Annotated in this window: 16 protein-coding genes, 3 tRNA genes and 2 pseudogenes; 8 read left to right on the top strand and 13 right to left on the bottom strand. The window is 55.1% G+C overall.

The genetic code is table 11. The annotated features are described in order from the left end of the window. From AAEZ06_RS26135 to AAEZ06_RS26170, 8 genes and pseudogenes are all read left to right on the top strand, one after another. The coding region (locus AAEZ06_RS26135; protein WP_350616929.1) for an Ig-like domain-containing protein at nucleotides 1-1,834 on the top strand (1,834 nt) is incomplete at its 5' end. Between the two features lie 125 nt (nucleotides 1,835-1,959). Then, complete coding sequence (locus AAEZ06_RS26140; protein WP_350616931.1) at nucleotides 1,960-2,145, top strand: hypothetical protein; 186 nt, start codon at nucleotides 1,960-1,962, stop codon at nucleotides 2,143-2,145. 344 nt (nucleotides 2,146-2,489) lie between these two features. Then, nucleotides 2,490-4,736, top strand: a complete 2,247-nt coding sequence (locus tag AAEZ06_RS26145; RefSeq protein ID WP_350616933.1) for a type I secretion system permease/ATPase — start codon at nucleotides 2,490-2,492, stop codon at nucleotides 4,734-4,736. Next, entirely contained in the window at nucleotides 4,733-5,692 is a 960-nt protein-coding gene (locus tag AAEZ06_RS26150) for a hypothetical protein (RefSeq protein WP_350616935.1), read from the top strand. The genes AAEZ06_RS26145 and AAEZ06_RS26150 overlap by 4 nt, the downstream gene beginning before the upstream one ends. Beyond that, nucleotides 5,689-6,936, top strand: a complete 1,248-nt coding sequence (locus AAEZ06_RS26155) for an HlyD family type I secretion periplasmic adaptor subunit (protein WP_350616937.1) — start codon at nucleotides 5,689-5,691, stop codon at nucleotides 6,934-6,936. Before AAEZ06_RS26150 ends, AAEZ06_RS26155 begins: the two co-directional genes overlap by 4 nt. Further along, nucleotides 6,937-8,463, top strand: coding sequence for a TolC family protein (locus AAEZ06_RS26160; protein ID WP_350616939.1), 1,527 nt, complete (start codon nucleotides 6,937-6,939; stop codon nucleotides 8,461-8,463). Between the two features lie 146 nt (nucleotides 8,464-8,609). Continuing rightward, nucleotides 8,610-8,930: an SGNH hydrolase domain-containing protein gene (locus AAEZ06_RS26165; protein ID WP_350616941.1), complete on the top strand. Its 321-nt coding sequence runs from the start codon at nucleotides 8,610-8,612 to the stop codon at nucleotides 8,928-8,930. Beyond that, nucleotides 8,915-9,112: pseudogene (locus AAEZ06_RS26170) on the top strand (LysR substrate-binding domain-containing protein); the annotation flags it as partial. The gene AAEZ06_RS26165 and the pseudogene AAEZ06_RS26170, both read left to right, overlap by 16 nt. A gap of 78 nt (nucleotides 9,113-9,190) precedes the next feature. Here the strand turns inward: AAEZ06_RS26170 and AAEZ06_RS26175 are convergent. The 13 genes and pseudogenes from AAEZ06_RS26175 to AAEZ06_RS26230 form a co-directional block, all read right to left on the bottom strand. Next, the gene (locus tag AAEZ06_RS26175) at nucleotides 9,191-12,694 is read right to left on the bottom strand and encodes an ATP-binding protein (protein WP_350616943.1); all 3,504 of its coding nucleotides are present in this window, start codon (nucleotides 12,692-12,694) and stop codon (nucleotides 9,191-9,193) included. A 181-nt stretch (nucleotides 12,695-12,875) separates the two neighbouring features. After that, a pseudogene (locus AAEZ06_RS28670) lies at nucleotides 12,876-13,022 on the bottom strand (phage integrase central domain-containing protein); the annotation flags it as partial. 218 nt (nucleotides 13,023-13,240) lie between these two features. Beyond that, nucleotides 13,241-13,316 (bottom strand) — tRNA-Gly (locus tag AAEZ06_RS26180). A 3-nt stretch (nucleotides 13,317-13,319) separates the two neighbouring features. Then, nucleotides 13,320-13,395, bottom strand: a tRNA-Glu gene (locus AAEZ06_RS26185). A gap of 104 nt (nucleotides 13,396-13,499) precedes the next feature. Next, nucleotides 13,500-13,575 (bottom strand) — tRNA-Gly (locus tag AAEZ06_RS26190). A 63-nt stretch (nucleotides 13,576-13,638) separates the two neighbouring features. Further along, nucleotides 13,639-14,199 (bottom strand): CDP-diacylglycerol--glycerol-3-phosphate 3-phosphatidyltransferase, encoded by a 561-nt coding sequence (gene pgsA, locus AAEZ06_RS26195; protein ID WP_133100138.1) that lies wholly within the window; start codon nucleotides 14,197-14,199, stop codon nucleotides 13,639-13,641. Nucleotides 14,200-14,493: 294 nt separating this feature from the next. Further along, nucleotides 14,494-14,679 carry a gp19.5 family protein gene (locus AAEZ06_RS26200; protein WP_350616946.1) on the bottom strand — a complete coding sequence of 62 codons (186 nt, stop codon included), beginning with the start codon at nucleotides 14,677-14,679 and terminating at the stop codon, nucleotides 14,494-14,496. Between the two features lie 244 nt (nucleotides 14,680-14,923). Further along, the gene (locus AAEZ06_RS26205; protein WP_350616948.1) at nucleotides 14,924-18,850 is read right to left on the bottom strand and encodes a transglycosylase SLT domain-containing protein; all 3,927 of its coding nucleotides are present in this window, start codon (nucleotides 18,848-18,850) and stop codon (nucleotides 14,924-14,926) included. Nucleotides 18,851-18,893: 43 nt separating this feature from the next. Further along, nucleotides 18,894-21,131, bottom strand: a complete 2,238-nt coding sequence (locus AAEZ06_RS26210; protein WP_350616950.1) for a hypothetical protein — start codon at nucleotides 21,129-21,131, stop codon at nucleotides 18,894-18,896. 92 nt (nucleotides 21,132-21,223) lie between these two features. Then, nucleotides 21,224-21,760 (bottom strand): hypothetical protein, encoded by a 537-nt coding sequence (locus AAEZ06_RS26215; protein ID WP_350616952.1) that lies wholly within the window; start codon nucleotides 21,758-21,760, stop codon nucleotides 21,224-21,226. A gap of 713 nt (nucleotides 21,761-22,473) precedes the next feature. Next, nucleotides 22,474-22,869 carry a hypothetical protein gene (locus AAEZ06_RS26220; protein ID WP_350616954.1) on the bottom strand — a complete coding sequence of 132 codons (396 nt, stop codon included), beginning with the start codon at nucleotides 22,867-22,869 and terminating at the stop codon, nucleotides 22,474-22,476. A gap of 244 nt (nucleotides 22,870-23,113) precedes the next feature. After that, nucleotides 23,114-23,632 carry an HNH endonuclease gene (locus AAEZ06_RS26225; RefSeq protein ID WP_350616956.1) on the bottom strand — a complete coding sequence of 173 codons (519 nt, stop codon included), beginning with the start codon at nucleotides 23,630-23,632 and terminating at the stop codon, nucleotides 23,114-23,116. 197 nt (nucleotides 23,633-23,829) lie between these two features. Continuing rightward, on the bottom strand, nucleotides 23,830-24,732 hold the full coding sequence (locus tag AAEZ06_RS26230) for a BRO-N domain-containing protein (protein WP_350616966.1): 903 nt from the start codon (nucleotides 24,730-24,732) through the stop codon (nucleotides 23,830-23,832). Nucleotides 24,733-24,734 lie beyond the last annotated feature (2 nt).

Here is a 24,734-nt window from a genome sequence, read left to right on the forward strand (position 1 = left end):
CGGCGAGTGGACCCTGACGCTCAAGGAGCCATTGACCAACGACAACCTCACCCTGACGACTACCGTCACCAGCGGTGAAGTCACCAGTGAAGTGTCCGTGCCGGTCGAGGTCGCTGTTGACAACACCACGCCAACCGACCTGGTGATCACACCGATCGACGGCAGCAAAGTCTTTGGTGAAATCACCAGCATCACCGGCACCGTTACAGGCGCTATCGGCGGCAAGGTCACTGTTTCCAGCAATGGAAACGAGATTGGTACAGCTATCGTTGGCCAGGACGGCCAGTGGAAACTGGTGCTCGACGGCGAAAACGCACTGGAGAGTGGTACTCATAACATCACCGCAACCGTCACCAGCAAAACCGGTGTCGACGCTGCGGCGGAAGCTACTAACCCCGACTTCACCGTTAGGCCCCCAACCCCAGAAGCCCCAACGTTCGATCTCACCAAATTGCCTCAGATCTCAAACGTCGGCAAGCCGATAACCGGCAACGCCGAAAAAGGCGACGAGATCGTCATCCTGAACCAGGGAAAGGAAATTGACCGCTTCACTGTTACCAGGGAAGATGGCACCTGGACCTGGAGCTCTGAATCTCTGCCGCATGGTGAGCACCGTATCACCACTAAAAGCGTCAGAAATGACATTGAGAGCCAGACTTCCCTGCCGGTGACTGTTAACGTCGACACGAATAACAACACCCCCACAGTCACTCTTCCTGCCAGTACCAAAATAAGTTCATTAAGGATCTTCAATGCGGATACAAACAAAATCGTCTCCAATACACTAAACATTAGCAGTTCAAAGCAATCGCAATCCTTCGATCTGCAGGCTGCGATTAATAGAGGTTGGGATCTTAAGCCTCTCGAAGACGGTAATTACATCGTCAGAGTCACGAGTAACCATAAGGAAATATATTCTTTGCCCTTCACCGTCAAAAGCCACACCAATAACGCCACTCCAATGCTCACAGGGTCAGTTAATTCTAATAATGACAGTTACGCATATGCTGTTATCATCACTGACAGTGAAAAAAAGGTAATTTATGAGCCCAAGATTAATAAGGATGGCACTTGGTCTTGGCAACCAGATTCCCCGCTGAGTAATGGCAAGTACACTATCTCAAGCGGTTACAAGGGCGCTGCTCCGGTGGTCCGAACCTTCACCGTCGACACCTCCACCCCGACTGTTGCGATCGACGCTAACGTCGCCTCCTTGACGACCATCACCGGCACAACGCAGGACGCTAAAGGCGGTAAAGTCATCATCTTCAACAATGATGAAGAGATCGGCCGGGCTGACGTTGGCCAGGACGGTGCATGGAGCTTGACGCTAGCTGAAACTTTGCCGAACGACAATCACTCCCTCACGGCCCAAGTCACCAACAAGGCCGGCACCGTGAGTGATATGTCTAAGGCGACAGTCGTCACCGTCGACTCCACCACCCTGGAAGAGAACGTTGTAGAGATGCTGCCCACCCTTCTCTCAGCAGGAGAGGAGCCTGTACTTGACCTCAACTCGCTCAAGGCAGATCCCTCTGCCACAACTGATGCTGCCCAAACCGAAAGCGGCGTTAAAACCCTGAACCTTACATTCGGTGATCTGTTGCGTCATAACGACCAACCCCTGTTTGCTGAAGTTGAGAAACCAGACAACACCAACTCCGCAGCCAACGATGACAACAGCAGTAAGGACATACTCACTGAGGCGTCACTCGAAAAAGACATGGCAGACACTGCCCCATCCATGGAAAGCATCCTGTATGACGCTCTGAACACTTCAAGCAATGGCCTACAACTGATCATTACGCAGGAAGAAGTTAGCGCCATTAGCTAACACCCAACCTCACTGGAGCGTTAATCGCTCCAGTGACTTATCTAGCCGCTCTATTAACGGAACTTGCTGCCATTAAACAATGGCAGCAAGTAACGTTCGTCAAGCGCCCTCTCTGGAGACTGACTATGTTGACTGGAAAACTCTATCTACTGACGGCCGGCATACTGTTGGCAGCAACCCTGAACGTTAATATCGCCAGCGCCGTAAAAGAAACACTGAGCCTGTATTTCGGACCGGGTGACGCCATTGACACCCATCAACTACCGGCAACCTGTTGCCAAACCATCCATGCTCCCGCAGACGATGCGTAACCACGCCATCGCTGATGTGGCTGCCCCGCCATACTGATACAACCCCCTGTACAGCCGCTCTCCCCCCTCCCCAGCGTAATTTCAAACACCTGAAACACTTTAGGACTTGTCCAAAGGCAAATCCGTTAGCAACACAGCATTATTCCCTCCCGAACAAGCACCGCCCCTCAACAAAAAAGCCATATCGAGAGTTATCTCACATCAGGCCCCTGGCATTTTATTCGGAACCTCCCTTTCCAGAAGTGACGTCGTCACCTCTCACGGCATGAACGATTGGACCGTGATAGCTGGACAGGCTCCCTCCCCATTTAATTAGCCGTGAGCTATATAGCGAGAGGCCTTCAATGACAAGTCTTGCCAGTGCCGAGTGTTTTTCGGCCCCTTCTACCCCTGATGTTCAGGTGCATATCGAGGACACGTTACTGCAAAGTGTTTCCTGGATGTGTGATCACTATGGCGCTGGCAGAAGCGCCGAAGCCCTGGTTGCGGGCCTGCCCAAAGGCAGTCTACTGTCACCTTCCCTAGCCCTGGCGGCGCTGGGCAATGCGGGCCTGAGTGGCGGGCTGGTCAAACGCAAACTGTCGACCTTGTCACCCTATCTGATGCCGTTGATCCTGCTGCGAAACGATAAGGGTGGCTGCGTTTTGTTGGGCCGTCGGGCCGACGCCGCCCGCGACGGCGCCCTGCTGTACCAGGTGGTACTGCCCGAGATCAGCCCGGACCCGGTGGAGCTTACGCCGGAGGAATTGGAGGGCTTTTACAATGGCCATACGATCCTGATCAAGCCCGGTGTCAAAGTCGATACCCGCGCCGGTGAAAAAACGCCGATGCCAGCGGGTCACTGGTTGCTCAGCACCTTGTGGCGCTATCGGCGTTATTACTACAGCGCGGCCCTGGGGGCTTTGCTGGTCAACGTACTGGCCCTGGCCAGTATCTTCTTCACGATGAATGTCTATGACCGCGTGGTGCCGAACCAGGCCTATGTGACCTTGTGGTCGCTGGCCATTGGTGTGGTGCTGGCCATGCTGTTCGAGGCTATCGGCCGGTTTATACGGGCACATCTACTGGATGTGGCGGGAAAGAAGGCCGACCTGGTGATGGGCACCCTGCTGTTTCGCCAGGCGTTGTCGATTCAGATGGAGCACAAGCCTGCTTCGTCAGGCTCGTTCGCCAACCAGTTTCGCGAGTTTGAATCGGTGCGTGATTTCGTTACTTCGGCGACGCTGGCGGCGATTTCCGACCTGCCATTTGTGCTGATGTTTGTCGCGGTGATTTTCGCAATCGGCGGTTCGCTGGGCTGGGTCCCGCTCACGTTGATTCCGGTGATTCTGATTGTTTGCATCAGCATTCAGTGGCCCTTGGCGCGGGTGATGAAGGAACATCTGCGCGAGTCCTCCCTCAAGCAGGGTGTGCTGGTGGAGTCGGTGGACGGCCTGGAAACCCTGAAGGCTGTGGGCGGTGAAGGTTATATGCGTCGGCGCTGGGAAAGCTTCAGCGCCTTGACGGCTTCGTCCTCGATGAAGTCGCGACGACTGTCGAGCATCGCCAGCGGGGTGGTGGCATTTTTTCAGCAAACACAAACCGTGATTCTCATTGTGTTGGGCGTGTATCTGATTGATGCCGGCACCCTGACTATGGGTGGCATGATTGCCACTGTGATGCTGGCCAGTCGGGCCACGGCGCCGCTAAGCCAGGTGGTGGGGCTGGCGGTGCGTTTCCAGCAAGCAAAGGCCGCTTACGAGTCGCTCAACAAACTGATGGCCATGCCGGTGGACCGCGATGTTGATCGCGACTACCTGGCACGCCCTTCGATCAGCGGGCAAGTGAGCCTCAAAGCCGTGGACTTTTCTTATCCGGCGCCGCCGATGCAACCCAACCCGGCCGTGCTGAGTGATATCAACCTGACGATCGGAGCCGGCGAACGGGTGGCGATTCTGGGGCGGATCGGCAGCGGCAAATCGACGTTACTGAAGGTACTGGCACGTCTCTATCAGCCGGTTAAAGGGCAGATGTTTGCCGAAGGCCTGGATATTCAACAAATCGACCCGGCGGACTGGCGCAAGGCCGTGGGTTATGTCGGCCAGGAGGCTCGGCTGTTTTTCGGCAGCTTGCGTGAAAACGTGATGATTGGCCGACCGGAAGCCACCGCGGATGAGCTTCTAAGGGTGTTAAAGCTGACCGGGCTGGATGAGGTGGCGGCCCGGCATCCGTTGGGTATCAATTTGCCGGTGGGTGAAATGGGCACCGGGTTGTCTGGCGGTCAGCGTCAGTTGGTGTCGCTGGCGCGCAGCCTGTTGACACGCCCGCAACTGCTGCTGCTGGACGAACCCACCAGCGCCATGGACACCCAGACCGAAGCGGTGTTCGTCGACTACCTGGCCCGTGCCACCGTCGGCCAGACCCTGGTGCTGGTGACTCACCGCCCTTCGCTGTTGAAACTGGTTGAGCGGATTATCGTAGTCGACGACGGCAAGATCGTGGCCGACGGCGACAAGGACAGCATCACCGCGATGCTCTCGGGCAAACCCGGTCCCCAGGACGGCGGCGGCGCTCAGGTGATCGGCTCGCCAAACAAGGAGGACGCCCAATGATCCGGCGTTTATTGGGCCGCACGCTCGAAACAGACCCGTCGCTGAACACTGGCGATGCTGCGTTCATGATTGATCTCCAGGCCGCGCCGCTGACTCAGCGCACGCCAGGCTTGATGGCCGTGCTGTACCTGATTGCCGCTGTGTTGTTCGGCGGCCTGGTGTGGGCTTCGCTAACCAGGCTCGCGGGGATCCCCCAAGGCGAGGCCAGGATTATTTCCAGGAGTGGCGAAATGGCCATGGGGGACCCGACCATTGCTCATCAGGAAACCCTGGCCTATCGCTCGCGTTTGCGGGCGCTAGAGAAAAGTGTCGCAGCACTGGAGCGCCGCCATGCCTTGTCGAAGCAGGCAATCGTGCTGGGCGAGCCCGTGGCGAGCAACGCTTTGTTGTCCGAGGTGGAGGTCTTGCGCATGAGTGGCCAGGCCAATCACATCAAGTCGCAAATTGTCGAGCGGCATAACAAGTTCCGGGCCGATGCTAACGCCGAGTTGATCCGGATTGAGCGGGAGCTCTCCCACCTATCCAAAGACCTCCTCGAGCAAGAGCTGGTGATGGATCGCAGCACCCTCGAAGCTCCGGTTTATCGCGAGGTCAGTAAAATTCAGGTTAATGCCCTTGATGGCGCGCCCCAGTCGCGCAAACACGTACTGAAAGTCCTTCCACAGAAGGAGCTGTTGCTCGTCGAAGGCAAAATCAACACGCACGAGATCGCTTTTTTGCGACCCGAGCTGCCAGCCATATTGAAGGTTGCCCCGTATGACTTCTGGCATGACGAGGCCCTGATGCTGGACGAGCCCAGCCATAACATGGATACCCAGGCCGAGGCGGTGTTTGTCGATTACCTGGCCGGCGGTAACAAGGACACGATCATCGCGATGCTCTCGGGCAAATCCGCCCCCCAAGACGCCGGAGCAGCTCAAGCGACCGGCTCGCCAAACAAGCAGGACGCCCAATGATCCGGCGTTTATTGGGCCGCAAGCTCGAAACGGACCCGTCACTGCAGGCTGGCGATGCTGCGTTCATGAGTGATCTGCAGGAGTCGCTGCTGACTCAACGCACGCCAGGCTCGATGGCCGTGCTGTACCTGATTGCCGCGGTACTGGTCGGCGGGCTGGTCTGGGCTTCGTTGGCCAGGGTCGAGGAGATCACCCAGGGCGAGGCCAAGATTATTTCCAAGAGTCGCGAGCAGGTGATTCAAAGCCTGGAAGGCGGGATTCTCGCTGAGATGAATGTGCGCGAAGGCGATGTGGTGGACAAAGGCCAGGTGCTACTCAAGATTGATCCGACCCGTGCAGAAGCCAGCTATCGCGAGGCACTGTCCAAGACCATCGGCCTGAAGGCGACCATCGCACGCTTGCGGGCCGAAGCCTATCAGCAACCGTTGGTATTCGACGAAATGGTCATGGGGGACCCGGCCATTGTCCGCCAGGAAACCCTGGCCTATCGCTCGCGTTTGCAAGCGTTGGAGCAAAGTGTCGCAGCGCTGGAGCGCAGCCATTCCTTGTCAAGGCAGGAAATCGCACTGGCTGAGCCGCTGGCCGCCAAGGGTTTGTTGTCCGAGGTGGAAATCCTGCGCATGCGCCGCCAGGCCAATGACATCAAGTCGCAGATTGTCGAGCGGCATAACAAGTTTCAGGCCGATGCCAACTCCGAGTTAATCCGGTTGGACCTGGAGCTCTCCCAAACTACCGAAAACCTGGTGGGGCGAGCCGATGTAATGGATCGCACCATCCTCGTGGCACCGGTGTATGGCACGGTGAAAAATATTCGCGTCAATACTATTGGCGGCGTGATCCAACCTGGCGAACACATCCTGGAGATTGTTCCGCTGGAGGACCAGTTGCTGGTCGAAGGCAAGATCAAACCTTCCGATGTGGCCTTTTTACGCCCCGGCCTGCCCGCCATGGTGAAAATTACCGCTTATGACTTCGGCATTTACGGCGGCTTGAAAGGCCGTGTCGAACTGATCAGCCCCGACACCTTGAAAGACGATCAGAAGGCCGCGTCCGGACGAGCCGATGACACCTATTACCGAGTGTTGGTACTGACCGATTCCAGCGCACTGGAGATGGGCGGAAAACGCTTGCCGATCATTCCAGGAATGATTGCCTCGGTGGAAATTCGCACCGGTGAAAAAACCATTCTCGATTACTTGCTCAAACCCGTGCTCAAAGTACGCCAAGCACTGAGGGAGCGTTAAATGAACGCGCTATTGAAAACCCACCTTGCAACGCAACGGCCCAAGGCGGGCGAGACAGGTTTCAAGCCGGCCCGGATCGCCTGCTTGAGCGGCGTGGTGTATGGCTTCATGAGTTTTTTGCCAGCGCACGTCAGCGCTGGCCCTACAGCACCCGTGGCCGTGCCCACCCACGAGGTGTATCGCAGCGCGGGGGAAGGCCCGGTGAATGCATCGGATAAAGCCTCCGCCGTGGTGTTCTCCGAATGGCTGGCGGACAAGCCGGAAGATTTCGTCAAAGGGGCCGGGCCCTATGAGGCCGAATTGCGGCAGGTGTTCTTTCGCGCAATCGAACAGGCGGTGCAACGCAGCCCGCAAGTCCGGTTGGCGATGGCCGAGTATGAGGCGGCACTGGCGGATGTGGACGAAGCCAAAGGCAGGCGCTTGCCTCAGCTCGATATCGGTACACAATCGAAGCCTGCACGTTTTGGTGGCGGTGCCGAGCAGAGAAACGGCAACAGTGCCGCGGTCTCTTTGAACGTCGTCACCACGGTTTACGATTGGGGCCGTAACGGCAAGAACATTGAAAGCTGCGAACAATTGGTCCTGGCAGCAAGGCAGTCCTATATCGGCGAGCTGGAAACCAGCGCCTTCAATGTCTCTTCAAGTCTGGTGGAGTTGGGTAAACAACGTACCGTCACCCAGGTCGCTCAACAATACGTGGACCGGATGCAATCGTTGGTCGATATGTTGAGCGAAATCGTGCTCGTCGACCGAGGGCGCGCCAGCGAACTGACTCAGGCCAAGGCTCGTTTGCTCCAGGCGATGGCCTCCCGCGATAATGCACAAGCCCGGATGGATGACGCACAACTGAATCTGCGCAAGTTGGTGGGTAATATCGACGTGCCAATTCCCAAACAGGAAATGTGGAGTTTTCGGCCGGCCGATTTGCCTCGGTTACTGAGCCAGATCGCTGATCACCCTTCGATTCAGCAGTTTGAGGCCCAGGCCACAGCTTCCAGCCTCCAGGCTGACGTGGTCAAGGCCGCCTCACTCCCCAAGCTGGACTGGGTGATCAACAAAACAACCGGCGAGGACACCCTGGGCCGCGAACAGCCCTGGCAGACAATGCTCAGCGTGTCCTGGGGCGCCTTTCGCGGCGGCTCGGACAAGGCCGCGCATCGCGCCGCGATTCAACGGGCAGTGGCAAGCCAGGATAAAACCGAACAACAGCGCTTGGATCTGGAATACCGGGTGCGCACGGCCGACCAGAATGCCCGCACTCTGCTTGAACGGGCCAATCTGTATCGAGACCTGACCAGCGAAACCGAGCGTGTGCGAAAGGATTACTTCGAGCAGTGGTACCACCTGGGCAAGCGCACCTTGCTCGATGTCCTTACCGCCGAGAGTGAGCACTTCGGCAACAGCACCAATGAAGTCAATAGCCGCTTCGAGGGTTATCTGTCGATCATGCATGAGTATGCCGGGGCCGGACAATTGATGCGCTGGATGAGTGGTAAAACAACGCCTATGTTCGAACCAGGGCTTTAACGGCAAAACGGTCACATCCTGATCCAATAACCCGCTTCGGCGTCAAAACCCAAGGCAGAAGCCATATGCGGCAATTGCGCACGTACGGGTCTGTGCGGGGGCGCAGGTGACTGCCATTCCTACCGCGACCTTTGCAATCGCGCATATTGGAAAGCAAATCTGACATCTCCGTACCCCTGGTGAATTATGAGAAGCGCAACCGGCTCGCTAACTCGGCCATCGACGTTGCAGCGTTGCAGTGTCACGCGAAGGTCATTGATCCGGCCCCGTATCTCTGTGAGAAAGGTCAGTGCAAAGGCTCCAAAGGCGGCGCGCCTCTGTACTTCGATGACAATCACCTTGTCGATTCTGACAATGAGCAGCTGCGCGGGATGTATCGTTTCCTCGCCTATAGCGGACAAGCCAGCGGTGCACCACTGAGCCTTGGGCTGCATACATCGCCACCGCACATATCAACAGTACGTTAGCGCTCTACCGCGCAGTGCACGAAGGTGCCGGGATCTGCTTCCTGCCTGACTGGTTGTGTGCCGACGATGTAAGGCGAGGCACGCTGCAATGCCTGTTACCAGGCTATCAAAGCAATACGACAAAAGCCTATCTCGTGCAAATGCCAAGCCGCGTCATCCCAGCCCGGGTGAGCGCGATAATCGACTGGTTTGCGCTGCAATGGGCCACTGATAACAGCTCCGGTAAAGAGCGGTACAAAGCCTGCGCGAGCGCCCTCTGGTCAAAGTTCATCTCCAGCCTGCTGCAGGTGCAGACTAATACTTTCATCGAGCTTGGACAGAGCATCCTCAAGACAGGCCCAAGGCTGCTCGAAATCTGGCGAGCTCAGTTTGAGTTCAACAGCCATTCGTGCACACGCCTGGGCAACAGCAACAGCATTGACCAGACATGCCGCCCCCTGAAGATTATGCAGGGAACTCTTGATCTGCTCACGGTCATCACACTGAATCGCGGTACCCAGCACGCGTATTTCATCGCGAACGCTGCGGCTCAACTCCGCCAAAAACCGAGCCTTTATCTGTGCGTCCTGCTGGGTGAGCAGGTCAACTTCATCCACATCGAACTCACTGGGCAGTAACTCATCAGGCAATACAGCCGCAAGGGTTTGTGCCAGCTGACTCAGCGTGATGGGCTTGACCAGCAGGCGGTCCATACCAGCCTCCAGGCACCTGAATTCTTCATCCGCCAGTGCGCTGGCGGTAAAACCAATGATTGGACGGCGCCCTTCTTGTAACACTTCAGTGTCCAATCGGCGAATAGCCCGCGCTAACTCATACCCATCCATGCCCGGCATGTTGCAGTCGGAAATAATCAGGTCGAAATCGCCAGCCAGCCAGGCCTCAAGAGCCTGAACACCATTTTCTACGGCTGTGACCCGATGCCCCAGGAACTCAAGCTGTTGCTTGAGGACCAACCGGTTGGCCGGGAAGTCATCAGCAATCAATACATAGAGTTGGTGAGTCGCGGGGCGCAATTTATTCACCAGTTCAGACGAATCCGAAGCCGGTTTGGCAACAGGCTGCAGTTCCAGCTCTATCTCAACTCGCGTTCCCCGTCCCTGCTCACTGTCAATATGAATCTGCCCCCCCATCAACTCAATCAAACTGCGTGAAATGCTCAAGCCAAGCCCCGTACCACCATACTCGTGAGCCGTGGTGGGCTCCGCCTGGACAAAGGGTTTTATCACTTCCAGCTGGGCATCCGCTGAAATGCCAACACCGCTGTCTTCTACTGCGATCAGCACCCGATACTGATCGGTTAGAGCTGACAAAGCCCGCACTTCAATACGTACAAAACCTTCATTGGTAAACTTGATAGCGTTACTCACCAGATTGTAAAGCACTTGTCGCAACCGCATGGCATCCAGCAAAAAGTAGTGATCCCCCATGTCGTCGATCTGTACATCAAGTTTCAGATTTTTTTGCTTGAGCTGGCTGGCAAACATATTGGCCGCCCCCTGAACCAGCGTGCGCAACGACGCAGACTTAAGCACCAACTGCAAGTTGGAGGATTCGATCTTGGCGAGGTCAAGGCTATCGCCTACCAGAGCGATCAATGACTGAGCAGCCTCATGGGCGACCCGCCAGGTCTCGGGAATGACTTGGGCGGTTTTTACAGCTTGTTCGATCTCCAACTCAAGCAGGCCGATGATGGCGTTCATTGGCGTACGGATTTCATGGCTCATTGTGGCCAGAAACTCACTCTTGGCGCGGTTGGCGGCCTCGGCCTTCGCTTGAGCACGCTGTAACTGTGCCTCAAGCAGTTTACGTTCGGTGATGTCGATCCAGCCACCGAGCAGCCCCTGCAGATTTCCGTCATTACTGTAGAAGGGGACTGTCCACTGGTACATGAAAATGACTTCCCCACGAATAGTCATTTGCCGGTAGATAAACTGATCGCCCCCCGTCTCGATCAAATGCAGATAGTCTTCATGTATCTTCTGTGCGACGGCGGGCTCAAGGCCGTCCAGCTCCTTGATCGTCTTACCCAAGAGATCAGCGCCAGAGTTTGAAACAATAAACTCATAAGTGTGGTTGTAATCAAGCAGGCGACCTTGCGTGTCTCGCACGTACACAGGATTAGGCATACCGTTCAACAGGGAGCGTTGAAAGGCAAGCCGGTCCTGTAATTTAATCTCGGCGGCGCGGCGCTGAGTGATTTGCTGTTGCAGGCGCCGATTCCATAAAAACGACAGAAAAATCATCACCCCCAACAACACACCGACCTGATAGACCCAGCTGGGGACCTTATGCCAGATGGACGGCTGCACCCCCGCTCTACCGAGCCATTTGATCTGGATGGCACGCGCTTCGGAAACCAGCAAGGAAGCAAATACCTTGTTGAGAATGCTCAGTAATTCTCCTTGACCCTGAACCACTGCAAACTTCATAGGCGCGGACCTGACGTCCACTGTACGGCCCACCTTAAGCGTGTTGCTAAAAACTCTGTTGACCAGGAAATAGGCCGAGGCACGAGAACTAATGGCCACATCGGCATCACCTCTCTCCACCATTTCCAATCCGTCTCTAATAGAGACTACAGGTAGCAGAATGGCCTTGGGATAACGCTCGCGCAGGTCAGCGTCAAGTACATGCCCCTGGGCCAGAGCTACACGTTTTCCGGCAAGCTCAGCAAGACTGTAAGGGCTATGGTCGTCTTTACGAACCACGAACATCCAGCCTTGCATGCCATAAGAACTGGAAAGCTCAAGGCAAGACTCCCTCCCTGGCATTGCTTCAAGGGTCGTAATGAGTAAAGGGCTCCCCGTATGCTCTAGCTCATCACAACGTTGACTTGAAACCCCTTCAGCATAAGAAAACCCTAACCCTGCTCGTCGGCGGATAGCATTCAAAATATCAATATGCATACCGACCCATTGGCCAATTTCATTTTTATACATGTAGGGCGGCTGTTCTGAAACGGCAACGGGCACTACTTTATGGGTCTCGATCCACGCCTGCTCAGCCCTGCTCAGATGCAGTGTCTGGTCCATCAGGTTTAAACCAAGACCCGCCGTCCAGCGTCGAAAGACATCCCCTCGAAATCGTTCAGGCAAGCGCTCCAGAGTCAGGTTCAGTATATTTCGCAACTGCTCATCCGAATCACGGGTGCCAAATGAGAAACCCGGAGACGGCAAATCGGCATCGCCTTTGATCTGTACATCCAAAAATGGACTGCTGGAAATAAAGAGACTTGAAGCGATTTCATCGGCAATCATCACATCAACGGTCCCAGCCACCAACTCGTCAATTGCTTGAGGTAACTCTGAAACGATCATGAGACGACTATTGGGGTAACGCTCTTTCAAGACATCAGGGTCCAAGTAGTCATCCAGAATGACAATTTTTTTCCCATTTATATTCAACGCCGACTTCGAATCACTGCCCCTGCCGATGATCACCGGCTGACTGACAACATAAGGTTCAGTGAAGATCAACCCAGGGAACTTACGCTCGTATCCCGTTGCGGTAGTGATGATATCAATGTGACCTCCCTGTAACCCCTTGATCGCCTCGATCTGAGACTGATAACCCTTGATTTCAATAGTACAGCCCAGCGCCTGCCTGATCATGTCGAAATAGTCCGCCCCTATCCCCTCCCACTCCCCGTCACTGTTGACCGAATCGATAGGTTCATAACTGGAACGCACCACGCCAATCCGCAACGTGGGGTGCTGTTTAAGCCAATCCAGGTCATCAGCCCCCAGATAGGTAAAAGCTTCCATGTATGGGTAGGCCTTGGGCTTGGCCACGATATCAGCGCCCCAGGCACACGCACCCCAAAGCAGCCCACCGAACAGGACGCTAAATAGCATGAGTCCTGCGCGCGAAAGAACAGAACGCTGATGTGAAGCTTGTGCTCCCTCACTCACTGATCACCACCCCTCTTAAGTTTGATCTGTCCGTCACTGCAGATGCCTTCACCAACGCATAGCGGAGCAATTGATTAAACCAGCTCCGACACTTTTCGGCTGTCATTAATGACTTGCGCTGTTCGATCCTACTCAGCAAGTCCAGCAGATCGTAACGATTGATATCGTAGACGAACCGACCCGCTGATTGAATACCGCCTCGAAGGTACGCTACGCCGCAAATCGAACTGCTCCAGCAACAAACCGATTCAGTGCTCGTCCAAACTCAAGACGCTCATTTGGAACTTGAAAACACTGGATGGTGCTGGACTTCAGTGGTTTTCGCAGGAACGAAAAAAGGACCCGAAGGTCCTTTTTTCAATCGCTGCAGAGTTCAGTAGAACTCTGCAGCGCAATGTTTGGAGCGGGAAACGAGACTCGAACTCGCGACCCCGACCTTGGCAAGGTCGTGCTCTACCAACTGAGCTATTCCCGCAAATGGCGTCCCCTAGGGGACTCGAACCCCTGTTACCGCCGTGAAAGGGCGGTGTCCTAGGCCACTAGACGAAGGGGACACGCTAACTGAAACACATGGTGTGTATTCCAGTGCCCAGACCCTAGCTCGAAAGCTTGGTCCTGGTTTCACTCAGTGCCACCCGAAGGCAACACTGTTTAAAAATGGAGCGGGAAACGAGACTCGAACTCGCGACCCCGACCTTGGCAAGGTCGTGCTCTACCAACTGAGCTATTCCCGCGTCTTGGTGGTGCGCATTCTATAGAATCCACATCACCCGTCAACCCCTTGATTCAAAAAAGTTTTATTTCTTTTCAACGGTGGTCCGCAGATGAGGCCAGGCGGCGCGCAGGTATTGGATCATGGACCACAGGGTCAGGCCTGCGGCAATCAGCAGCAAAGCATAGCCCAGCAGCACCCAGAAGGTGAAGTTCGACGGATTAGCCAGCAGGATCACCAGGGCGAGCATTTGCGCCGCGGTTTTCCATTTGCCCATATTGGAGACCGCCACGTGGGCGCGTGCGCCGATTTCGGCCATCCATTCGCGCAAGGCAGAGACGACGATCTCACGACCGATGATCACGGCGGCTGGCAGGGTCAGCCAGAGATTGCCGTGTTCCTGCACCAGCAGCACCAGGGCAACCGCCACCATCAGCTTGTCGGCCACGGGATCGAGAAACGCGCCAAACGGCGTGCTCTGCTCCAGGCGACGGGCCAGGTAGCCGTCCAGCCAGTCGGTCGCCGCCGCAAAGGCGAAGACCGAACTGGAGGCCATGTAACTCCATTCGTACGGCAGGTAAAACAGCAAAATGAAAATCGGAATGAGCAGGACGCGTAGTACGGTGATCAGATTAGGGATATTCATCGGCACAACTGGCTACGAGGTGAGTTGGCATTCTACTCGGTGGTGAGGCCTGAGAGCCCCATTCTATGGGCATTCTCTGGGCATGTCTAACCAAGATCTAACGGTTTTCTAACATGAGTCTAACACTCTGAGGGCTTCCAGGGACCAACTTACAGAGGCGCACAGACCCGCGTTAAGGACCCCATGCATGCACAGCCGCGAGAGGCCCCACGGGGGGAACCTTGGCCCATATAAGCATTGAGGTGACCTTTCCGAAAAATCTGTCAGATTCTCAAAGAGACCCTCAGAAGCACCTCATTCAGCACACCCACCGGCCACCAAGACACATACAGCGCTCCCGAAGGCCTCGACTAAAGGACCGCCTGAAGCGAACCCAAGGGCGACAATGAGCAACGCAAGGAATCTGTAGGTGGCCCGGTGAGTCGCCAGGGTCTTAAAGACAGCCGCAAAGGTCTGCCATCGTGTGGTCATTTTGATCATGCTTAGGCCTCCTTTGAGGTTGGTATAAAGAGAGAAGGTGGTAAGTGGTTATAACCACCACCCCAGACAGGAGGTCTCAGAGGCATCTTTAAGAAGGCCTTTAAGTATCTCTAAGGAACGGGCCCCTATGGTTATAGTGAGTGGTTTTGGAGCCCTTACAGGCCGTGGCCTACAGAGGTGGTCATTTAGCACCAAACTGAAAAATAAGGGACCCGAAGGCCCCTCATAAGATACTGCTGCGTGCTCATTTTGCGGTGTCGATGCCCCACATCTCGAACAGCTCAGCGGTGGCCCGTTGGCTCGCTGGATCATTCGGGACAAGGTTCCTGAAGCTCTTGTAGAGCCCTGTGCGGTGAGCAAGCGCCTTACTGGGGTCATTGACCGTCTGCGAGAGGCCAAGGGCATTAACACCAACCTTGTAGGCATTACTGACAATGCCTGCCGCTGGGACTTGCTTCATGATTTCCTCAAAGGTATCCCCGCCGCCCATGCCATACAGAATCGGGGAGATTCCCGCGCCTTTCTTTTGGGCAGCTTCGGGGAGAATCGAGGTGCGAACCATTCGGGCTTGATCCCAGTCTGGGTTAATCACAGGGGCGACCATGTTGGCGACACTCGGAATAGCACCGATGTACGCCGAACGGGACACAGCAGCATAGGCCAGCATGCCCGGAGTCAAAGCATCTTCGAGGTATCGCTTACGATCACTCTCAGACATCCCGAAAGCTTTGACATGTGCTTGTCCGGCATAGCCCGCACCTGCGGCCATGATGGAATAGGCAGCTGTTAAGGACTGATCTAAGACACGGTCGTTGAGGCGTGCTTCATGTACCCCACGCATCAACCGCTGGTTAAGTGATTTGACGACAAAGGACTTGAACTGCATGAGCATCTTTACGAACGGCCCGTAAGCCTTTGTATCGAGGCTGGACACCTTGTGTGGGCGGATCATAATTTCATCCGCTAAGCGGTCCCCGAGACGGTACAGGTCAGCAGACCGGGGGTCAGCCTGTAAGGATTTATGGTCCCGAACGCGGTAGGTTCCTTCGGGTGCTCTCTCCATACTCTCCCGTATCAAGTCCTTGACGCCTTCCCACTGTTTCGGCGTGATGCTCGCCGAACGTAACAGGGCCTCCTCACTGGTGAACATACGGTCAAACGGACTCTTGCCGCCCGCCAAGGTGTGCCGGACGATGTCTCCAAGGATGCCTTTGCGGCCCCCGTCAAGAAGGTAGTTCGTGGTCTCAGTAAGTGCCTTTGTGAGCGGTGAGTGCCGCGCAGCCATCTTAGGAACGATGCTCGCCCAGGACATAGTTTTAGATGCCCATGGAGCCGCCCCGCTCTCAAGGAGGTTCTGTTCAATGTCCCCACGGCGTGGAGCAATGGAGTTATCTAAGTCACGCCCGAATGTGGCCCCGTGGAAAGCGTCGAGGTCCTTTGCCGTCATCCTATACTTGGCAGAGACCAACTCTTTGAAACCCGGTATGTTGTGGCCCAGCATACCCACGTAGCCCCTACGGACCAATCCGGCAACCTCTAAGAAGTTCTGGAAGGCCATGTAGGCGTTCTTTGTGGCGAACGCAGTGTTCGTCAAGGCCCTGACGCCCTCAGCCGCCAAACCGTCCTTGGCGTCTCTACGGGCTGTCCCTTCGAGTATTCTCATGATCTGCTCAAGGGCGTCCCGTTCCTTGGGCGTAATGACCTCGTCAAGGCCCTTGATTTCAGCCCGAAGCTCTTTAGGGGTTTTCCCTGTTGACGCCATGATTGCAATGTCACCCGACATACGGGCGTCATACGCTGGCAGGAGCTTGTCCATGTCGAAGCTCCGTAGATCGTCCACCGAGAACTTACCCCACGGAGCTTCAACCTCCGCACTTGTACCGAACATGCTGCGCCCCTTAAGGAAGGGGTTCTCCCCAGACGACGATCCCTTGAAGGTCCCCTCAGCGTCCACCACTTGCGCATGAAGGTCTGTCCCGTGCGTGATCCCGTAAGCGTCCTTGCTCGCCTGTTCGCGGACCCTGGCGTATAGGCTCTCAGGGGTCACGGCAAGGCCCTCACGAGTCATGGCGTCGGTATGGAACTTGTCGATGTCAGCTTTACGTACAGCGTCTGCGAGATAATCCCCCATGAACCCCTTGATGGTTAACTGGTGAAGTGCATCTTGGCCCTTCTCCCCACCGCCCAGCTTCTCAATACTCCAATCCTTACGGACCTTATCGTAGGCCCGCATGAAGTAGTGGTCTTTGTAGCGGGTGGATGTCAGTAGCGGCTTAGCACTGGGATTACCGAACTGTGCTGTATTGGATGCCCAGTCATCGAACATCTTCATGCGGTCCCGTACGACTTCCGTAAAGGCACGCTCTTCAGGTGTCATTGTGGCGAGACGTGCCCCAGAGCGTTCCTCAAGGGCCTTAACGGCCTTTTCATCGAGAACAGCACGGGCAGCACTTCGGGTGCCGGGGAAAGCCTGATACCACTTGGACCCAATAGCAGCGCTGGCAGCATCATCAAGCTTCTCGCGAGACTTGTTGATCTGTCCGTGCATACGCTCCAAGGCGTCAGATGCGGTCGTGGCGAAACGTCCGTTCGAACCGTCAGCGTGGCCCGTAGAAGAGCGCACCAACTGGTTAGCAATGGCCTGGACTTGGGGGCTTTCGCTGCTGTGAAGAGTGAAACCAATCTCTTCAAAACCCATCGTCTTGATACCAGCATTGGCCTTTGCGTATCGCTCGGCTGACTTCGGGTTCAGTGGGTTGGCCTCCCCCAGGATGATCCCCTCGCCTTCTAAACGAACAGCTCCTGGCTCAAAGGGAACCTCTTGTACATCCACACCGCTGTACTGAACCGTCGCCTCAGCGTCGGTATGCGGCATTAGCGTTGGGTCCTGTGAACCCTCTTGGGCAGCCCGTGCACGGGCTTCCGCCCGAATCGTGGGACCAATGAAGGGGTCTGCAAGGTTCTCCACAGTGGGGCTGTCAGCGGGTGTCAGATGCGCAGCAGCATCATTGCCACTACGGACCTTGATGTTCTTCCCAAAGACGCCCGAGAGAGCGCCCCCCAGAACTGCACCGCCCGCAGCGGCCATAGCCAAGTGAGCTTCACCGCCAACCACACGAGACCGCAGATGTTCACTTGCCACACCTGTACTGGAACCGTAGACAGCCCCTTTAGCCATACGGACCCCCAGAGAACCCGTGATGCCAGCCACCGGCAAATAGGTAAGTGGATCACCCGCAAGACCTACAAGGCCTCCCGTGAGCTTAGCGGCCCACCCAGCAGAGTCGTAGTTCTTTTGGGACTCTTGGGAGTCAAGGACCACAGGGAGAATATGCTTCCACTCTTCCCGCTCAGCTGATGCAAACTGACGGTAATACTCAGGTTGGACACCGAGTTCATCAAGGGTCTCGAAGTCCTCATCAGTCATAGGGTTGGCCTGCATACGGGACACAGGCCGCATCATCTGCATGACCGTCCCGAGGTCTGCGCCTTCTTCAGAGTAGCCCCGGAAGGCAGCCCCAACCACGGATGTTTCCAGAGCGGCTTTAGCTGCTTTCCCTGTGTCATCCCACGCACCCGTCTCATCGTCACCAGAGATTGGTTTGCCCTGCTGGCGCGCCATGTCGGCAATAGACATCCCCTTTTCAATAGGCTGACCTACGAGACCAAGAGCCCCTGGCTGGATAACAGCCGGCCCGCCCAACAGCCCCTTGAAGTAATCCCGATGGGGACTCACAGCAACGTCAGACAGCTTTGCCATGTAGCCACGGCCTTCAGCGGACAGCTTCGAGAAGTCACCGCCACGCATAGCCGAAACCTGTGGGGCACCAAGCGGACCCTCTCCTTGGTTGTACGCAAGGGCAGCGGTCAGCTCATCACCGTCATACTTATCAATGAGGTCCCGCATGTGACGGGCCATCGCAGGGACGGCCTTCAAGGGGTCTAAACGATCCTCGGGGGACATCAAGCCGTAAGCCCGTCCGGTTGCTGCTGTGAACTGTGCGAGACCCAACGGGCCTGTAGGGGACTTTGCGTCCGACTTGAAAGAGGACTCGTTGTAAATCTGCTTATGCAGCAGATCGTAACGGACACCTTCGGACTCGGCGGCGGAACGAATCAGGTTGTCGTATTGGGTGCCTGTAGCTTTGATGCTTGCATATTCATCTGTCATGTTTCGGCCTCCTTTAGAAGTGGTCAGGAGGCCCCGTAAGGCCTCACTTGGGTTTGTCCGCCTGGTACTCACGGATTTTTCGCTCGGTATCTTCGTAGTCACTGGAGAAGCCCATACCTTCCTGAGCGCGCTTGATTTTTTCCTGTTCACGCTGCTTAGCGTCTGCACGCTCTTGGGCGACTTTGCGAGCGTTCTCATCACGGATGTCCTGCATATGCAAAGGCTTCACGCGACCATTGAGGTTTCGAATGAAAAGCTGGCCGTTATGGGAGACGATGAAGGAACCTTTACCGCCATACTCGGGATGGGCCGCATCGTCAGCGGCAAGTTCTGCGGTGAGAGCTTCAGACCCTGCTTTCCATGACGTGACATCACCGGGGTCCATTAGCATTTCTGACTTGAAGACAGTCCCTGATTGGGAGCCGCCATACGCCTTGAAGACAACCGTGTTATCAGCTATCCATTTCTGTGTAGCAGCCTTCGCCCCGTCTGCACTGCCTGTTGCTGCAAAGTGGCCCTTGTAGACCATAAGGGCTATTGCATGCATCGAGTCCGGCATGTACTGCATTGCGCTTTGGGACTCTCGAATGGTCGTTGAGAACTGCTTGTTCTGAGCCGCACGAGCCTCTGGTGGTAACTTTGCGTCCATCTGCGCATTGGTCACGAAGAGGGACATGCCATCTGTACCCTGGCTGTCGAGGGCATTAAGCGTTGCTGCAATACCGGCGCGCTCTGGGTAGAGCATTGCCATACCTGATGGGTCTGCCTTGACCAGCTCCCTGAAGCGGTCCAGCGCAGGATAAAACCGCTGAGTATCCCCGCTGGCTATAAGGCCCTGTAGCTGTTCTTCGGCCTGATCCCCCCATTCATTCATAATCTTCCTGAACGGGCCGTCCTTGCGGTCACCCTTGACGTACTGAAGAACCAAGTTTGTCTTGTCGCGTGGCGGTAGACCCATCCGCTCAATATCGCTAAGTTCGAGGTTTGCGGCGTATGTCTCAGCCTCTTCGTGTCTCCACGTCCCTGTCTCTGTCGTAGTGGGTAGTAGACGCGAATCGGTTGATACCATTTCACCATCAAGCTTCCTCGCGTACTGCCTGCGAATCTGCTGAACCTGCACCTGGAACTGTTGGTTCTTAACGGTCTCCACATTGAGCTGTGCGGTTGCCTGGCGGCGTCTGTTCTGAAGAACCTCTTGCTTGCCCATGAGGGTCTGAATCTCAGGGGTCATAACGTCCGTAGGTGTATCTCGTTTAGTTTGGACAAGTTGCTGCTCAAGCATGGCGAGACCTGTATTAACGTCAGGATGGTTCAGCGCTGCCGTCAGTTGCCCATGGAACTTCTCCACACGAGCGGTCTTCATGGTCTGCTCAGACTTTGCCGCTGTGGCCTGCAAGTTCTCCACGTGGTCACGCCCCAGCCAGTCATTAACGGCGATCATTTCGCCGCCACTATCAGGGATCTTCTGTTCACCGATAGCGCTCAATAAAGCGACACCACCATCACGAGCAGTAGAGTCCTGAAGGAATCCACCAAGAGCCTTTCGAGCCTCAGCGGTCCCAGCAAGGACGCCAGTGCGCAGCCCGTTAGCGATAGTGCCCGCTACGACTTGTGCAGCTTCGGGGGAGCGCATGAATGCTGGATCAGAAACGAGGGCCGAAAGATCGCCTTGGAACCGAAGAGCCGCGTTTACTTTATGCTCTTCTGATTGTCTACGACCGAACGTGTCCACCAAGGCGGCATTGCGCTGGCTAACGCTGTCATTAAAGCCCCGTTGAAAATCCTCATGGTCATAGTCAAGGCCGTCCATCTCAGCGAATGCCTTGCCGCCCTTCTCGCGGCGATCCTGTACGAAGTCGTCCAGCTCTTTACGGGTCTTGGGACCGCCTTCGGATACCCAGGTTTGAACCTCTTGATCCAGCTCATGGGCGGCGCTACGACCTGTCAGCTCCCGTAGAGCCTTCATGGTGTATGGGTCATCCTGATAAAGCAGCGTTCCGTCTTCTCGGGCTGACCTGCGATCCTCTGGGGACAGCTTTCGGATAATCTCGTTGGCTCTTCCGGCGCCCTGAGATGTCATGCTCTGATCGTAGGAATTGAAAGCATCACCACCAGCCTTTACGAAGTTCCGCAAGGAGTCTGCAAGCGAGTAGTCGGGTCCGTCAGGCTTCGCAATACGTGCAGCTTGATAGCCCATACCGGATCGCGTTTGGAATCCCTGACGACCCGATGTGGTCTGTGCAGATTGGCCGAGTATTCGAGCCATTTCATTCATCGGCATTACGTAGTACCTCCTTGAGATGTTGGTATTTAGAATAGGAAGGGAAGTTTGAACTACAGCTGAGGCGTACTAAACAAAAGCCAAACAACGCGTCACAAACAGCCTCGTTGCTTACTTTCAAAATAGCGGGCACGACGGCAGAGCTTCTTAATCTCATCTTCTTGGGGAGTTAGCCTGCGCCTAATAACCAGTTTATATGCATTACGCTGCGCCTCCTTGTCATTCTCAACAATCCTCCGCAATATCTCAGCAGAGTTTATACGCCCCAAGTCAGCCATCTTTTCAGCGACCAAAATGGCAATTTCGGGCATTTCAAGAACAGCCTCAAAGGCGTCATACACGAGGTCCTTGAACTCGGGAGAGACCCAGCCCGCATATTCAATCGTTGCTCGCTTGGTCGCCGTTACTTGGTGACCGAAAGCTCCCAAGTTTCGCACATCCAAATTTTGGCTTTGGGCCAATCGGTCCTTTTCCTTGCCCCTCCAGCGGCCCGGTTGCTTTCCCTTGGGTAACTTCAAGAGCTGCCAAACCTCGGTAAGATTCCACATACCCGCTGAGTTTGCTTTAAAAGGCTTCCCCTGGATAACAATCAAGTGCCCAGCGTGTTTGTGCGCAATGTCGATGTTCATGATTTGTGGTTTCCTTTTGGTTGGACTTCTTGGCCGACCTCCTGACAGCCTCACAGCACCCCACACGGGTTTACTGTCAGGTTCCAAGAAGTCCAACCAAAAGAAGCTGTGATAGACGATGACCCATAGCAGGCGGTCGGGCCTGTACGGTGTCGATAGTGGAGCAGTGGTCAGACATGAACAGTTCAAAACTTTATTCACGACCACAGACAAGCAACCCTCTTTAAGATAAAACAAGGATTACTTAATAGATTAAAACAATGATCAACTTAGAGGATTCTTTAAAATCTTAAAGTTAAAAGCCCCTTCCACACGCCACACATACAAGGAGCCCCAAACCTTGTAGTGACCGGGAGAAACCGGCTTATGACATGCAGACGCTCTCCCCGCTCGCCAGTCAGACACCCTTGCTGGGCACCTCTGGTTGGAATGGATCATCGAGATTGATACGCAGAGAAACCATTGTGTGGTCTCTTTGCTTATAGTGAGGAGTTTTGCAGAAGCTACATAATCTCGGGGTTCTTCACTGCGGAATAAACCTTTTGGGATGGGTAGGCAGATTCGTCGTGGCCGTACTCCCAGTCTTGCAGATGGTCGGAGAGAACCTTTTCAGCGGTCCATTCCCGAAACTCTGAAGCTTGTGGGGACTCACCGCACAGAAACGTACCGTAAAGTCCCCACTCGGTTACAACTCTGAATCCAAGTTTAGCCGCCTACTCGTCTTGCTGTCTTTGCTCCTTCGCATCTTTAAACGGAAGAAGCTTTGGCTGTATGGCATCCCAGTGTTCAATCATACTCTCAACAGCAAGCTCTCCCGCCACGGTCGCCATGCGATGGTCTGCCATCCTCCGTGCAAAATCGTCTGCGCTATGAGAGTACGACCAAAGATTAGCTATCTGTATGGCATCCACCAATAACCAATTGTCGTGCGGACGGGCATCGGCCGCGCCAAACACGTTTGCATATCCGCCCGCCAACTCAGCCTCACCCGCCGCTCTAATCAATTCGAGACCTAATAGCTGTTGCTGTAGGGCCGCTATCTTCTCGCGCAGCTCCCTGTGTTGGCGCTCAGCCTGTTGTAGGAATTGATCGTGAGTCTCGGTAGTCATAAGTAAACCTCAATTGTGAAATGGAAAGTTGAATCGGAAAGACCATGAGGGCTCTTCGCTCATAGTGAGGAGTTCTGCAAGGCCACCTAAGCCGCATCATGGCGCGTAACCACGCACCCCTATGGGTTGCACCGGAATTGCGCGAACTGTCGCCCCAGCGCAGCCGTACGAAGCCATTATTTACCCGAGCGGCCTAAAAACATTCAAACAGTACGGTACATTTGGAACAAACACGACATTTCAGTCAATTTTTGGCAAATACACCGTGATATCGCTTGCGAACCTGATCGAGATAGCGCATTGCCGTGTGCAGTGACGCAAGATCGAAGCAATGGACGCCAGAGTCAATGTTAACCTGGGCGCGATACATGCCGTTTGGTAGTTTGCTAATCCCTTTTGGCAGATCACCCTTTCCACGCTTACGAGCATTGCGTAAGTTTTCCGTGTTAGTACAGCGCCGTAGATTGTCAACGCTGTTGTTCGTAATGTCGCCATCAATGTGGTCCACAAGCAAATGCGCAGGGTCTTCACCTGTATGCATAAAGTAGACGACTCGATTAGTTCGGTAGTGGACGTTTTGGAATTTAAACCGGTAGTAGCCTTCACGATCCTTACTTAGGACCGGGCCGACCTTTCCGTTCTTGCCACGAGTAGCTTTAGTCCGAGAGAGACCCGAGGGGCTTCCTTGATCAATTGTGAAGTTATCACGCAGCTTGTTTAGGTCAGGCATTGGGAGATGCTGCTGTGTTTCTGATTGGCTCATAGAGTGCCCTCACTGGTGCCTTGACGGGGTGTCATTGCTCTTTAGTGAGGGTCTATATGTAGTGCCTGTGCTTCAATGCAGCCACAACATGCAGGGCAGCTTTGGCCCCGCAAGAGCATCTGGTAGACAGCCTCTTTTGGTAGCAACCACGTATCGCGCGCGCCGCGTCCTCACTTAAAGTGGGTAGATTCCCCACCTTACCCAGGCAGCCCTGACTTGAACGCCAGCCTTCTCTCGGACAGATGCGACGCGATGTAGGCTGTCACGTAGGCGCGTTGGTTCATGTGCTCCTTCAGGAAGTCCAGCGGGAACCGTGCCCATGAACGCTTTGCGGGACCTTGCGACAGCTCTGTCCGTAGCTTCCTGTGGTCCGTAGAGTTCCACAGGTCCAATAAGGCAGCTTCGAGCTTCACCAATACGGCAGGCTTCACCTTGTCAGCTACGGGCACACTGAGACCCTTTAGGTCACACAGCTTGATCAGTAGCTTGCGGTCGAAGTGACGCCATACGAACTCTGTGTGGACCTCTGGGCATAGGTATGTGCTTACAGGGTTTGAGGTGCCTTCAGCGCTGGTGATAACTGCGGGGCGAGACATCAAGATTTCAATAAGAGACTTCAGCTCCCCTACTTCACCCCGCAAGGTCTTCAGCTCATCCATGAGGCCCATTGCGATTGGGTTGGTGGATTCCTCAGCGTTGTACTTGCCGGTCTTGCGGATGGTCGGCAGGACTTCCTCTGTGACCCACTTGCGGAAATTCTCGGAAGCAGGGGCGTTGCCACGAAGAAGCATGCGGTACAGCGTGGCCTCTTCCATGAGGCCTGTATGAGAAGGAAGAGAGCGCCCATTAGATCCCACACAGCCGAAGGTGCCTACCTTGCCAAAGGTGCCACCACGTTCCATACCAGATTCTGGTAGGTCTCGAATTGTGATGTTTACGGGGCACTGATTGGTCTTACGGAACAGCGACACAGCGTTGCTTGGATTCTTCAAGCCAGCCGCACGGGCTACCTGAGTCGCAACGAACAACAGGTCGTGTTCAGGGTGGCCGGTCAGAACGTCCAGTTCGATCTGTGAGTAAACTACCTGCCTACGGAACAGTC

The organism is Pseudomonas sp. HY7a-MNA-CIBAN-0227 (genome assembly GCF_040310325.1).
Taxonomy (GTDB): Bacteria; Pseudomonadota; Gammaproteobacteria; order Pseudomonadales; family Pseudomonadaceae; genus Aquipseudomonas.